We start from the raw sequence: 14,913 nt of genomic DNA on the forward strand, positions 1-14,913 counted from the left end.
CATGAGCGGCACCGTACCTACGGCCGCGCCGGTCCTGCCGATCCGTGGGCAGCTCCGGCCACTCGGGTTGGGCGACGTCCGGATCACGGGCGGATTCTGGGCCGAGCGTCAGTCGACCAACGCTCTCGCCAGCCTCGATCACATCGGGTACTGGCTTGAGCGGGAGGGCTGGATCCGGAACTTCGACCTTGCCGTGCAGGGCGACCTGGCCCGCGAGCGCCGGGGGCGCGAGTTCTCCGACTCGGAGGTCTACAAGTTCCTTGAGGCGATGGCGTGGGAGATCGGCCGCAGCGACGACGCGGGGCTGGAGTCGAGGTTCCGCGCCGTGGTGCGGCGGGTGGCCGCCGCGCAGGAGCCGGACGGCTACCTCAACACCAGGTTCGGCCGGCGCGGGCAGGCGCCGCGCTGGTCGGATCTTGAGTGGGGCCACGAGCTCTACTGCATCGGTCACCTGCTCCAGGCCGCGGTGGCCCGGGCCCGGACCCGTCCGGGCGCCGACGACGGGCTGGTCGAGGTCGCCCGGCGGGCCGCCGACAACGTGTGCGAGACCTTCGGGCCCGACGGCATCGACGGGCTCTGCGGGCACCCGGAGATCGAGCCCGCGCTGGCGGAGTTCGCCCGGGTCACCGGCGACGACCGCTACCTCGCCCAGGCCGCGCTCTTCGTCGACCGGCGGGGCCACGGCCGGCTCAGCGACGTGGAGTTCGGTCGGGAGTACTTCCAGGACGAGACCCCGGTCCGGCAGGCGACGGTCCTGCGGGGGCACGCGGTGCGGGCGAACTACCTCGCCGCGGGTGTCGTCGACGTCGCGGTCGAGCTGAAGGACGCCAGCCTGCTGGAGGCGGTACGCCACCAGTGGAAGAACGCGGTGGCGCGGCGTACCTACGTCACCGGTGGGCAGGGCTCCCGCCACCAGGACGAGGCGTTCGGCGGGGACTGGGTGCTGCCTCCTGACCGGGCCTACTCCGAGACCTGCGCCGGTATCGGCTCGGTGATGCTCGCCTGGCGGCTGCTGCTCGCCGACGGGGACCCCCGGTACGCCGACCTCATCGAGCGGACCCTGTTCAACGTCGTGGCGACCTCGCCGTCGGCCGACGGGCGGAGCTTCTTCTACACCAACACCCTGCACCGCCGCGAGCTGGGCACCGTTCCCGACGCCGACCGGCCCAGCCTCCGCGCGGCGGCGTCGTTGCGGGCCCCCTGGTTCGAGGTCTCCTGCTGCCCGACCAACGTGGCCCGCACCCTGGCCAGCCTGGCCGCGTACGTCGCCACCGCCGACGACGAGGGCCTCCAGCTGCACCAGTACATGCCGGGCACGGTCGGGCACCGCCTTGCCGACGGGCGTGACCTGTGCGTCTCCGTGGCGACCGGGTACCCCCGCGACGGCGAGATCCGGGTGCGGATCGACAGCGACGACGACCGTCCCTGGTCGCTGTCGTTGCGGGTGCCGGGCTGGGCGGCCCGGGGCGCGACGGTGACCGTCGACGGCGACACCCGGCCGGTCGCCCCGGGCGTGGTCACCACGCGACGGACGTGGCGGCGTGGCGACGAGGTCGTCCTGTCGCTGCCGCTGACGCCCCGGTTCACCTACCCGGACGATCGCATCGAGGCGCTCCGTGGCTGTGTCGCGGTGGAGCACGGCCCGCTCGTGTTCGCCCTGGAGTCGGTGGACGTCCCGGGCATCGAGACCGTCGACGAACTGCGCGTCGACACCAGCCAGCCGCCCCGGCTGGTCGACGGTCAGGTCACCGTGCGCTGCCGCCGGGGGCGTCCGCGCGACCACGACTGGCCCTACCGGGCCGACCCGGCCGAGTCGGCACCCGCCCTCGGCGAGCAGCTGGACGAGGTGCCGCTGGTGGCCTACCACGCGTGGGCCAACCGCGGGCCGTCGACCATGCGCGTCTGGCTGCCCACCAACGACTGATCACCCGAAATGCGCTAGAGGGCGGGGCTTGATGTTAACGCTCACGTCGATGACCTGAATGTCCGTCCCGCCGTCCAGCAAGCACAACCACATGCCGCTCGAAATCACCACCAGAGGTGCGGTGCTGCGAGGTCCAGCCGTACCGATAACAAGGAGGAAAGAAAGATGAGCCGTAGACGCGTGCGGAGGGCGCCCCTCTGGGCCGCCCTGGCCGCGCTAGTGGTGGGGGGAGTCGGCGTGCCCTCCCCGGCCCACGCCGCCAGCCCGATCCTGCCCGGCAACGAGGGTGACGTGGGGGTCTACACCAACGGACAGAACCACGTCATGGAGATCGGCGACCCGGTCTACAGCAACGTCGGCACCGTCGCCAACCAGCTCCTGCCCGGTGTGCCGTTCACCGCGGGAAACATGCACCAGTCGATCTTCGACAAGGACCTGGCCGCCGGTGGCACGGACTACTACCTCGACCGCATCCTGGGGGTGAGCGGAACCCTCGGGTCAGCGGTGCTGATGACCCGAGGCCGCTCCCTCTACATGCGCGGGGCGAGCAACAACAACTTCACCATCATGGGCTTCGCGGGCAGCGCCTTCGTCGGCGGGCCCAACAACCTCGGCAACCTGTACACGGTCACCGTGCCCGGGCAGACCGTCGCCGAGGTCAACGCGAACCGGTTCAACGCGCCGAGCCACGCCAAGAGCCGCTACACGATCGGCACCACCGGTGTCAGCGCCGATCTGACCAAGTTCATGACCTACGACAACGTCGCGGTCACGGCCATCGACTTCACCAACCCGGGCAGCTCGGCGGCCACCTTCACCGTCCGCGCCGCCTCGCCCCTGGCCACCCAGGCCGGGCCGGGCACGAACTCGCTCACCGGCAGCCGCACCATCACCAGTGGCTCCAACAACGGGCTCGTCGACACCGCGTGGGACACCATCAAGATCGACCTCACCGGCGCCGGCTTCACCCGCAGCGGCAGCAACCTCGACCGCGAGATCACCGTGCCCGCCGGCGGCACGGTGTCGCTCTCGGTGGTCGGTGCGGTCTCCTCGGCCACGCTGCCCGAGACGGTGGAGAGCTACCAGGAGTACGCCGCGATGTCGCCGGCCACCGCCGTGCGTACCGGCATCACCGCCTTCAACCGCCGCTGGGCGCAGGACGTCCCCTACATCAACGTCCCCGACCCGGCGCTGGAGAAGGCGATCGTCTACCGCTGGTGGGGCGAGCGCTACAACAGCCTCGACGCCAACGCCTCCGGCCACGTCTACCAGTACCCGACGACGATCGAGGGGGTGAACCTCTACCAGAACGCCGTCGCGCTGACCCAGCCGATGCACCTTCAGGACACCAAGTGGCTGCGTACGCCCTACCTGCCGTACGGCCAGATCCTCAACATCGGCGAACTCTCCGGCTCCTCGGCCTTCCTGGACAGCCCCGGTCACACGAGCTGGAACAACCACTACTCGCAGTACATCGGCACCGCCGGGCTTGAGGCGTACAACGTGCACGGTGGTGGCAAGGAGATCGCCCGCAAGTTCGCCAACTACTTCGAGGGCGACGGCGTCGGCCAGCTTGAGCACTACGACGGCAACAACGACAAGCTGATCGCGTACGACACCAACTACATGCCGGGCAACGACGCGGACGCGATCACCTTCGGCTACCCGAAGAGCAACGCCTCCGCGCCCGGCGCGCGGACCATCGAGCGCCCCGAGTCGGCGTACGTGTGGGGCGCGTTCGACGCGGCCCGGCAGCTCTACGAGATCTCCGACGCGGACCAGGCCAAGGTCGACGAGATGACGACCAACGCCGACGCGATCCGCGACGAGATCCTCGACCGGCTGTGGAGCCCGGACATGCGGATGTTCCTGGCCGCCACGTCGCACGGCGCGACCAGCGCGGCCAGCTCCAACGGCCGGGCCAACCCGCTGCCCGTCTCGGCCCGTAACCTGATCCCGGCCAAGGAGTCGAACCTCTACGACATCTACGCCGAGAACCTGATTCCGGCCGACCAGTGGCAGAAGTACGTCGACGGGTTCCGCTTCCTGACCTACGGCGACAACTTCCCGATCTTCCCGTTCTACACCGCCAACCAGTACGACCGGTCGGCCTACGGGATCGGCGGGTCGAACAACTTCTCCAACATCAACTTCACCGTGCAGTACCGCGGTGTCCGCTCGGCGCTGCGCCACTACGACCCGGAGCAGAAGTACGTCACCCCGGCGTACGCCAAGCGGCTGCTGGACTGGATGGCCTGGAGCATCTACCCGAGCGCGGACATGCGCGTGGCGAACCAGGCGGAGTACTACTCCAACTGGAACGCGACCGCGAAGACCTACAACCGCAACAACCCGAACCACATCATGCTCGGCAACATGAACTACATCTTCATCGAGGACATGGCGGGCATCCAGCCGCGTTCCGATGACAAGATCGAGCTGTGGCCGATCAAGTTCGGCTACGACCACTTCATGGCCAACAACCTGCGCTACCACGGGCAGGACGTGACCATCGTCTGGGACCCGGACGGCAGCAAGTACGGCCTGGGCGCGGGCTACAGCCTCTTCCTCAACGGCGAGAAGAAGGTCAGCACCGACCAGCTCGGCAAGCTCACCTACGACCCGAACACCAACCAGGTGCAGGCCGAGGAGGGGCTGACCGTCACCTTCACCGCGGCGACCGGGAGCAGCTTCCCGAGCGCGGTGGACACCCGGATCTCCGACGACCGCGTCGTCAACTACCTCAAGACGGCCGGCATCGACCTCACCGAGGACGCGCCGAACCTGGCGAAGGGCGCCACCCTCAGCTCGTCGTACACCCAGCAGGGGGTGCGGCCGACGCCGTGGCGGCAGTTCCACACGCCCGGTTGGAGCACCACCTCGATGAACTACACGCCGGGCGCGATCAAGGAGACCGAGCGGCCGGTGTCGCTGGCCGCGGTGACCGACGGCGTCACCGCCAACGAGCCGTACTGGGGCAACTACGGCACCACCGACCGCAACGGCTACGTCGAACTCGACCTGGGCTCGGCCAAGTCCTTCGACAACGTGCAGGTGTACTTCGTCAGCGACCGGCAGTCCGGTGGCTACCGCGAGCCCGCCCGCTGGTGGGTGCAGGTGCCCAACGGCAGCGGTGGCTGGAAGGAGGTGCCGGACCAGTTCAAGAACCCGACCGTCCCGTCGGCGAAGTTCAACGAGGCGCTGTTCGAGACCGTGACCTCGAACAAGGTGCGGATCGCCTTCACCAACAACCCGACCTTCTACACCGCGATCACCGAGATCCAGGTGTTCGACTCGGGACGGGACGTGCCGGAGGTCTCCAACCAGGCGCCGGTCGTCACCGCCACCCGGGACAGCGCGGGCGACGGCAACCTCTCCACCCGGCTGGTCGCCACCGCCACCGACGACGGCATCCCGTACGACAGCGAACTCTCCTTCGGCTGGGAGACCGTCTCGGCGCCGGAGGGCGCGGGCGTCATCTTCGCCGACCCGAGGGCGCTGACCACCCGGGTGACCGGCACGATCGCCGGCGACTACGTGTTCCGGTTCTTCGCCAACGACGGGGAGAAGCGGTCGGAGGCGACCGTGGCGGTGACCCTCGCCAAGCGGGAGGTCTCCGCGGAGTTCGGCTCCTCGGCGACGATCACCACCAGCGGCACCGCGTCGTGGGAGAACCACTCGCGGGTCAACGAGTCCACCACCCCGAGCAGCTCGAACCCGGGTGCCGGGAACGGCTGGGGCAACTGGGGCCAACCGGCCAACGGCACCAGCGTCGCGAACACGGCGTGGATCCAGTACCGGTGGAGCGCGCCGGTGCGGCTCTCCTCGACCGACATCTACTGGTACGACGACAACGGTGGCACCCGCCGGCCCACGGCGACCACCTACGCCATCGAGAGCTCCACGAACGGCACCACCTGGACGCCGGTCACCCTCAACGGCGGGTCGACGTACGCCGGTGGGCTGGCCACCAACACCTACAACAAGTTCAACTTCGAGCCGATCACGGCCAGCTACCTGCGCATCCGCATCTGGGGCGTGCAGGGCAGCGGGGCGGGCACGGGCGTGCTGCGCTGGCGCGCCAACGGCGAGACCGTCGACTCGGTGCGCTCGCCGGTGCTGATCCGGACCGGGGTGGGCCAGGTGCCGACCCTGCCGAGCGCGCTCGACGCGATCTACGCCAGTGGCGCTCGCGGCAACGTGACGTTCAACTGGCAGGAGATCACGCCCGAGATGGTCGCGGAGACCAACGTCGACCCGTTCGTGGTCTACGGCACGAACGACGCGTACGGCCTGATCGCCGAGGCCCGGATCTACGTGCGGCCGGAGATGTCCACCGGCGGCATCTCGATCCAGGGCGCCGAGAGCTTCGAGCAGAAGGTCGAGGTGGGCGAGCTGCCCTACCTGCCCAACAAGGTGGAGGTGTCCTACAACGACGGTTCCCGGGACAACCAGTCCATCGGTGTCAACTGGCGGTTCGACCCGAGCATCGTCGACACCGTCGGCCGCTACACGATCATCGGTGACCTGATCCTGCCCGACTACGTCAGCGAGGCCGGCGCCACCCGTACCACGCTGACCCTCACCGTCGGTGACCCGCCGGCGGCCCCGACCTGGGACGTCGAGGTGCAGGCGCGCACCCAGTGCACCGGCGCCAACGTCTACGTCTCGGTCAACGCGCGCAACGCGGAGGACGTGCCGCTCACCATCGAGCTGGTCACGCCGTACGGGTCGCGCAAGGTGTCCGACGTCGCCCCCGGGAAGTCCGCCTTCCAGTCGTTCAACACCCGGGCCAAGACGGTGCCGGCCGCGACCGCGACGGTGAAGGTGACCGGAGCGTTCAACGGCGAGCAGACGACCGTGGAGATCCCGGCGCCGTTCGGCGCGCTCAGCTGCGGCTGACCAATCGTGGTGGCGGCGCCCCGCACCGGCGCCGCCACCACCCCTCCCCCCTGCGCAACAGTGAGGAGATCGACACCGTGAACACCACCGTGGGACGCGCCGCCGCCCCACCAGCCCTCCGGTCGCCGGGCCGGTTCCGCCGGATGCTCTCCGTGGCGGCGGTCGCCGGGCTCGTCGCCGGCGGCCTGGTCGGGGTCGCCGCCCCGGCCTCCGCAGCCGAACCCGAGTCGCGCACCTTCACCAACACCGTCAACCCGATCCTCGGCGACGGCAGCTACTACTCGGCCGACCCGGCGCCCGTCGTCGTCAGGGCCGGTGCTCCGGGAAACACCAGCGGCACCGACCAGCTCTACATCTACACCGGCCACGACCAGGCCGGACCGTCCACCAACGACTTCATCATGAACGAGTGGGGCGCGTTCCGGACCACCGATGTCGAGGCCGGCGAGTGGACCCACTTCCCGTCGCTGATGCGTCCGGAAACGGTCTTCGCCTGGGCCACCGCGGGCCGGGCGTACGCGGGTCAGATGGTCCAGGGCGTCGACGGTCGCTACTACTGGTACGTCCCGATCCACGAGCGGGACAGCCCGGCGTCCGACAAGTTCGCCATCGGGGTGGCGGTCTCGGAGAGCCCGACCGGCCCGTGGAGCGACCACGCGGGCGGGCCGATCATCTCGCAGCGGGTGCCCACGGCCAACACCATCCACAACATCGACCCGACCATCCTCGTCGACGGGCAGGCCCCCAACCAGCGGGTGTACGTCTGGTGGGGCTCGTTCAGCAACCTGCGCATGCTGGAACTCCAGCAGGACATGAAGACCCCGATCGGCACCCCGCGCACCGTCACCGGCCTGACCGGCTTCTTCGAGGGCGCCTGGATCTTCAAGCGCAACAACACCTACTACATGGCGTACGCCGGCAACAACGCCGGCCCGACCTCACAGTGCACCCCGGCGAACTACCACGCCTGCATCGCCTACGGGACGGCGTCGTCGCCGGAGGGGCCGTGGACCTACCGGGGGACCATGCTCCGGCCGGTCTCCTCGACCACCAGCCACCCCGGCATCCTGGAGTTCAACGGCACGTGGTACCTCGCGTACCACACCGCCGACGCGGTGGGTGGCGGCCACTTCCGCCGCTCGGTGGCGATCGACCCGGTCGAGTGGGACGACACGCAGACCCCGCCGCGGATGAAGCTCGTCACCCCGACCCCGGCCAGGGGACGCGACCTCACCCCCCGGCCGAACATCGCCCAGGAGGCCCGGGTCACCGTCTCCAACGAGCCGGTACCCACCCAGTACTGGGTGAAGGCGCTCAACGACGAGATCGTCCGGTCCAACCCGCTGCCGCCGGACATGTGGGGGACCTGGACCGGCAACAACCCGCCCCAGCAGTGGGTGCAGTACACCTGGGACCAGCCGATGCGGATCTCCGGTTCGCAGATCGACTTCTGGAACGACCAGCCCCAGGGCAGCGGCGTCGGCGTCGCCGCACCGGCCCGCTGGCGGATCCAGTACTGGAACCTCGACACCGGACAGTGGGTCGACGTGCCGAACCCGAGCGGCTACCCGACCAGCACGCAGGGCTTCCAGAACACCACCTTCGACGCGGTCACCACCACGCAGGTCCGCGCGGTGTTCGACGCGTCGACCAACGGCAGCACCTACTCCGCGGTGGCGGTCGAGGAGTGGAAGATCCTCGCCGCGCAGCCGACCGCGGCCGTCACCGCACCCGCGATCACGGTCGAGGTGGGCGAGACCGACCTGCCCGACACCCTGCCCGTCTCGTTCGGCAGCGAGACGCTGCGGGTGCCGGTCTACTGGGACGCGGTCGAGCCGGAGGATGTCGCGACACCGCGGACGTTCACCGTCCAGGGCACCGTGCTCGGCTACGCCGCCGGGCGGGTCTCCGCGCAGGTCACCGTCATCTCGCCGGACGACACCGAGGGCGACGAGACCGCGCCGACGGTGACGCTCACGCCCAGCGGCAGCGCCGGCAGCGCCGGCTGGTTCCGGTCGGCGGTGCGGGTGCGGGTCGCCGGTGTCGACGACCGGGGCGGCCGGCTGACCATCTCCGCGCAGGTGGACAACGGCGCGCCGACCGTCGCGACCGACGTGCGATTCGCCGACGTCACCGTCTCCGGGGACGGCCAGCACAGCGTCACGGCGACCGCGACCGACCGGGCGGGCAACGTCTCGGCACCGGCCGACCTCGCCGTGCGCATCGACGCCACCGCACCGGTCAGCACGGGCACGGTGAACAGCACCACCCGGTCGGTCACGGTGACCGCGACCGACGCCACCTCCGGGGTCGCCCGGATCGAGTACGCCATCGGCACCGGTGCGTGGACCACGTACACCGGCGCCGTCACCGCGCCCGACACGAACCGGCACACCGTGTCGTTCCGGGCGCTCGACGTGGCCGGGAACCTGGAGACCGCCAAGACGGTCGTCCTCCCGGCGGACCTGTCCGGGCCGCTGTCGGGCAACATCGCGCCCATCGCGACCCCGACCGCCTCCTACACGGCGAGCTGGAACAGCATCACCGCGCTCAACGACGGCGCCGACCCGGCGAACCCGAGCCAGGCGCAGATCTGGGGCACCTGGTCCGGCACCCGCCCGGCCACCCAGTGGGTCCAGTACGACTGGGCCCGCCCGGTGCGGATCGTCGGCACGGAGCTGAAGTTCTGGCGGGACTCCAACCAGGGTTCCGGCGAGGGTGTCGCCCAGCCCGACGGGTGGGTGTTGCAGTACTGGGACGAGGCCGGCGCGGCCTGGCGTGACGTGACCGGCGCAGGCAACTACGGCACGAGCACGACCTCGTTCAACAACGTCACCTTCGACCCCGTCACCACCTCACGGGTGCGGGCCACGATCCGGGCCAACGGCAACGGCACCACCTACTCCGCGGTGGCGATCACCGACTGGCGGGTCTTCGCCGACGACCCGGGTGTCCAACCCGAGTTGCCCGTCACGGTAACCGCGCAGGCGAGGTGCGTCGCCGGTAGGGCGTACGTCGCGGTGCAGGCGCGCAACGACCACAACGCGGCGGTGGAGATCGCGCTGGAGTCGGCGTACGGCGAGCGGTCGTTCGCGGGCGTCGCGTCGGGCGGGAACGCCTTCCAGCAGTTCGCCACCCGGGCCGCCTCGGTCCCGGCCGGATCGGCGACCGTCCGGGTCACCGGATCTGTCGACGGCAGGGACGTGACGACCGTCGTCACCGAGCAGTACCCCGGCGTCAACTGCGCCGCAGACCCCCGTCAAGCCCAGTAACCACGAGAGATAACGGAGCATCGAGATGAACACAGGGAATCGTAGGCGGTTGCTGGCGGCGGGTGCCGCCGGTGCCCTGCTGGCCGGGTCGGTGGCGATGGCGTCGCCGGCTCTGGCGGAGCCGGGTGACGAGTCGGACGTGCAGGTGACGGTCGACATCGAGGAGATCCGGGAGCCGGGTGTGCTGGCCATGTCGGTGGCGGCGGATTCGGTGGCGTTGACCGAGGACGGGTCGACGTTGCTGGTGCGTCAGTTCGTCGGGACCCTGCCGACGGTGACGGTGACCGATACCCGGACGGCGGATGAGGTGCCGGAGGGTGCCGCGTGGGCGGTGTTGGGCAGCGCCACCGATTTTGTCGGTAGTGCGGGTCAGGCCCCGATCGGTGCGGGGCATCTGGGGTGGAAGCCGCGTCTGATCGATGGCGGCGATACCGGCCTGGTGTCTGAGGGTGAAGAGGTGGTGACGGTTCTGGACGAGGCGACGCAGCCGGGTAACAACGTGGGTCTGGTTGACCAGGAACTTCTGGTGTCGACGTTCGATTCGGGTGCGGTGGCGGGTGACGCGTACTCGGTGAACGCGGATCTGTTCCTGCGGACCCCGGGTGATGTCGCGGCGGGCGCCTACACCTCGACCCTGACCCTGTCGCTGTTCGAGTGATGGACTGGTGGGGGGCCAACTCGCCGTGGCCCCCCACCACCTCACCGCGTCGAGGGCCCCGGCGTCACTCGCCGGGCTGTTCCGCCCGGCCCGCCCAGCGGCCCCGCACGTGCCCGATGTGCGCCCGGATCAGCCGCTCCAGGCCCTGCCGGTCGCCCGCCTCGATCAGGTCGAGCATCGCGACGTGCTCCTGCGCGGACGGCACCAGCTCCCCGGTCTCGGCCAGCCGGGTGAGCCCGAACAGCCGCGACTTCGCCCGCAGCTCACCGACCAGCGTGACCAGATGGCTGTTGCCGATCAGGGAGAGCAGTTCCAGGTGGAACTGCCGGTCGTGCTCGATGTACGCGATCAGGTCCTTCTCCTGGGCCACGTCCACGATCCGCTGGGCCATCGGCCGCAACCGGGCCAGATCCTCGGCGGTGGCGACGTCGATCACCCGGACGGTGGTCGGCACCTCGATCAGCTGCCGGATCTCGGTGAGGTTGTCGAGTTCCTGCTCGGACAGTTCGGTGACCCGGAAACCCTTGTTCCGTACCGTCTCGACCAGGCCCTCCTTGACCAGATCGAGCATCGCCTCGCGGACCGGGGTGGCGGAGACACCGAACTGGGCGGCGAGGGTGGGCGCGGAGTAGACCTCGCCGGGGCGCATCTGGCCGGCCACGAGCGCCGCCCGGAGGGCGTGGGCGACCTGCCCGCGGACGCTGAGTCGCGCCCCCAGGGCCGGCAACTCCAACGAATCAGCCATCACGCCCCACTCTCCATAGCCGGGGATGGTATGCGAGGCCGCCGAACCCGGCGTACGCCAAACGGTCGGACGCCGACGCCGTGAGGGTCAACGTCCCGCCGGAGCGACGGTCACGGTGTGCAGGGCGGTGTAGAAGTCCTGAGCCGCCTTACCCTGCTCGCGCCCGCCGAAGCTGGAGTCGCGCTCGCCACCGAAGGGCAGATGGAAGTCGACGCCCGCGGTCGGCGCGTTGACCTTGATCTGTCCGGCCGCGAGCCCGTCGGCGAACCGCAGCGCGGCGTCCAGGTCGGCGGTGAAGACCGAGGCGGCGAGCCCGTACCGGACGTCGTTCGCGGCGCGCAGCGCCGCGTCGACGGTGTCGACCCGGCTGAGCGTGCAGATCGGCCCGAACACCTCCTCCCGGTTGAGCAGGTGCTCCGCCGGCAGGTCGGCCAGCACCGTCGGGGCCACGAACCAGCCCGGCCCCTCGATTGCCCGGCCGCCGGTGAGGACCCGGCCACCGGCGACGACGCCGCTGTCCACCGCGTCGAGCACCCGTGCCCGCGCCGCCCGCGCGATCACCGGCCCCACCACGGTCTCCGGCGCGGCGGGGTCACCGCAGGCCAGTGCCGCGGCGGTGGCGACGAAGGCGTCGATGAAGTCGGTCGGGTCACCCACCACGATGATCCGCTTGGTGGCGGTGCACTTCTGCCCCGCATACCCGAACGCCGCGTAGGCGACCTGCCGGGCGGCGGACTCGACGTCGACGTCCGGCAGGACCACCGCCGGGCTGTGGCCGCCCATCTCGCACTGCACCGGCACGCCACGGGCCGCCGCGGCCGATCCGACGGCGGTGCCCACCGCAGCGGATCCGGTGAACGAGACGACGTCACCTGCCGCGACGACCGCCCGGCCGGCCTCGGCGTCGCCGGGAAGCACCGCCAGCAGCCCCTCGGGCAGGTGCGGAGTGATCAGCTCGGCCAGTCGCAACGCGCACGCCGTGGCCGGCGGTGCCGGCTTGAGCAGCACGGCGTTGCCGAAGGCGAGCGCCGGCGCGGCCTTCCAGAGCGGGATGGCCAGCGGAAAGTTCCACGGGGTGACCAGGGCTGCGACGCCGCGCGGGCGGCGTCGGGTGTACGCCAACCCCCGGCCACCACTCGGCTCGTGCACCGCACCGGTCGGGTCGTAGACCTGCTGGGCGTAGTACCGCAGCAGGGCCGTGGACCGGGCCACCTCACCGCGTGCCTCGGCGACCGGCTTGCCGACCTCACGCACGGTCAACTCGACCAGCTCGGCCGCGGCGGCGGCCACCGCGTCGGCCGCCGCGTGCAGGGCGGCGGCCCGTTCCCCGGGCGGCGCGGCGGCCCAGCCGGGCTGCGCCGCCCGAGCGGCCTCGGCGGCCTTCACGACGTCTCCGGCGTTCGCGGCGGCGACCGACACCACGACGTCGTCCGGGTTCTGGGGTGATACGGACTGCACCACGGACATGGGAACTCCAGTGCTGGTCAGAGCAGGAAACCGGTGGGGAACGGGTCGGTCGGATCGAGGAAGTACTGGGCGGTGCCGGTGATCCAGGCCCGGCCGGTGACCGTCGGGATCACCGCCGGCCGGTCGCCGACGGTGGCGCGGTCGAGCAGCCGGCCGACGAAGCGGCTGCCGATGACCGATTCGTTGACGAAGTCGGTGTGCAACGCGAGTTCGCCCCGGGCGTGCAGCTGGGCCATCCGGGCCGACGTCCCGGTACCGCAGGGGGACCGGTCGAACCAGCCCGGGTGGATGGCCATCGCGTGCCGGGAGTGCCGGGCGTCCGAACCGGGTGCCGCGAGGTAGACGTGGCGACAGCCGGCGATCTTCGGGTCCTCCGGATGGACCGGCTCGATCTGCTCGGTCACCGCGTCCATGATGGCCAGCCCGGCGTCGAGCATGCGCTGCCGGACGCGCCGGTCGCTCGGCGTGAAGGGGATGTCCAGTTGGTCCAGGTCGAGGAGGGCGTAGAAGTTGCCGCCGAAGGCGAGGTCGAGGGTGACCGGGCCCAGCCCGGGCACCTCGACCGTCGCGTCCAGCTCCTGCACGAAGGCCGGCACGTTGCGCAGCGTCACCGACTCGGCGCGCCCGTCGCGGACCGCCACCTCGGCCGTCACCAGCCCGGCGGGGGTGTCGAGCCGGATCACGGTCACCGGCTCGGTGACGGTGACCATGCCGGTCTCCACGAGGACGGTGGCCACCCCGATGGTGCCGTGCCCGCACATCGGCAGGCACCCGCTCACCTCGATGAAGAGCACCCCCCAGTCGGCGTCCGCCCGGGTCGGCGGTTGCAGGATCGCCCCGCTCATCGCGGCGTGCCCGCGCGGCTCGCACATCAACAGGGTGCGGATGTGGTCGAGGTGGGTGATGAAGTGCCGGCGGCGTTCGGCCATCGACGCGCCGGGGACGACACCGATGCCGCCGGTGATCACCCGGGTCGGCATGCCCTCGGTGTGCGAGTCGACCGCGTGGAAGACCCGGTTGCTGCGCATCCCCTACCGTCCCCTCACCGGCCGCCGGCCGCGACCGCCTTTTCGGTCGCTTCCCGGACGACGCGGGCCTGCTCCTCGGTGAGCGGCACCCGGGGCGGCCGGCACAGCCCGCCGTACCGGCCGACGAGGTCCATGGAGAGCTTGATCGCCTGCACGAACTCGGTCTTCGAGTCCCACCGCAGCAACGGATGCAGCGCCCGGTAGAGCGGCAGCGCGGTGGCCAGGTCGCCGTCGGCGGCGGCGTCGAACAGCCGCACGCCGGTGCGGGGCAGGGCGTTGACGTAACCCGCGATCCAGCCGGGCGCACCGGCGATGGCCAGCTCCAGCACGACGTCGTCGGAGCCGGCGAGCACGTCCAGGCCGGGTGCCACCTCGGCGATCTCGTAGCTGCGCCGGACGTCGCCGGTGAACTCCTTGACGCCGACGATGAGCCCCTCGCCGTGCAGGCGGGCGAGCATGGCCGGGCCGAGGTCGACCTTGGTGTCGATCGGGTTGTTGTACGCCACCACCGGCAGACCGGCCTTCGCGACCTCCCGGTAGTGCGCCAGCACGGACCGCTCGTCGGCCCGGTACGCGTTCGGCGGCAGCAGCATCACCGCCGCGCAGCCGGCCTCGGCGGCGTCCTCGGCCCAGCGCCGCGCTTCCAGCGCGCCGTACGCGGCGATGCCGGGCATCACGGTGAAGCCCTCCGGAGCGGCGTCGACCGCGACACGGACCAGCGCACCGCGCTCCTTCTCGGTCAGGGTCTGATACTCCCCGAGTGAACCGTTCGGAGTCACCCCGTCGCAACCCTCGGCGGCCAGCCATCCGACGTGCTCGGCGTACCGGTCGAAGTCGATCGCCAGGTGGTCGTCGAACGGCACCGCCGTCGCGACCAGCACGCCGTGCCATGGCTTCAATCGCGCGCGCATCGAGTG

At 70.8% G+C, this 14,913-nt stretch carries 8 protein-coding genes; 4 read left to right on the forward strand and 4 right to left on the reverse strand.

Translation table 11 applies throughout. The annotated features are described in order from the left end of the window. Position 1 precedes the first annotated feature (1 nt). The 4 genes from ACQPYA_RS09540 (at position 2) to ACQPYA_RS09555 (ending at position 10,756) form a co-directional block, all read left to right on the forward strand. Positions 2 to 1,924: a glycoside hydrolase family 127 protein gene (locus tag ACQPYA_RS09540; protein WP_433532246.1), complete on the forward strand. Its 1,923-nt coding sequence runs from the start codon at positions 2 to 4 to the stop codon at positions 1,922 to 1,924. 165 nt (positions 1,925 to 2,089) lie between these two features. Beyond that, entirely contained in the window at positions 2,090 to 6,826 is a 4,737-nt protein-coding gene (locus tag ACQPYA_RS09545) for a galactose-binding domain-containing protein (protein ID WP_433532247.1), read from the forward strand. A 68-nt stretch (positions 6,827 to 6,894) separates the two neighbouring features. Further along, a complete protein-coding gene (locus tag ACQPYA_RS09550) occupies positions 6,895 to 10,098 on the forward strand; it encodes an OmpL47-type beta-barrel domain-containing protein (protein ID WP_433533446.1) in 3,204 nt (1,067 codons plus the stop codon). Positions 10,099 to 10,123: 25 nt separating this feature from the next. Continuing rightward, entirely contained in the window at positions 10,124 to 10,756 is a 633-nt protein-coding gene (locus tag ACQPYA_RS09555; protein ID WP_433532248.1) for a hypothetical protein, read from the forward strand. Between the two features lie 64 nt (positions 10,757 to 10,820). Here the strand turns inward: ACQPYA_RS09555 and ACQPYA_RS09560 are convergent, their stop codons facing one another. From ACQPYA_RS09560 to ACQPYA_RS09575, 4 genes are all read right to left on the reverse strand, one after another. After that, complete coding sequence (locus ACQPYA_RS09560; protein WP_433532249.1) at positions 10,821 to 11,501, reverse strand: GntR family transcriptional regulator; 681 nt, start codon at positions 11,499 to 11,501, stop codon at positions 10,821 to 10,823. An 87-nt stretch (positions 11,502 to 11,588) separates the two neighbouring features. Beyond that, entirely contained in the window at positions 11,589 to 12,968 is a 1,380-nt protein-coding gene (locus ACQPYA_RS09565) for an aldehyde dehydrogenase family protein (protein ID WP_433532250.1), read from the reverse strand. 17 nt (positions 12,969 to 12,985) lie between these two features. Next, on the reverse strand, positions 12,986 to 13,996 hold the full coding sequence (locus ACQPYA_RS09570; RefSeq protein ID WP_433532251.1) for a proline racemase family protein: 1,011 nt from the start codon (positions 13,994 to 13,996) through the stop codon (positions 12,986 to 12,988). A 14-nt stretch (positions 13,997 to 14,010) separates the two neighbouring features. Beyond that, positions 14,011 to 14,907, reverse strand: a complete 897-nt coding sequence (locus ACQPYA_RS09575; protein ID WP_433532252.1) for a dihydrodipicolinate synthase family protein — start codon at positions 14,905 to 14,907, stop codon at positions 14,011 to 14,013. Positions 14,908 to 14,913: the final 6 nt, after the last annotated feature.

The organism is Micromonospora sp. CA-263727, from assembly GCF_050942455.1.
Classification (GTDB): Bacteria; Actinomycetota; Actinomycetes; order Mycobacteriales; family Micromonosporaceae; genus Micromonospora.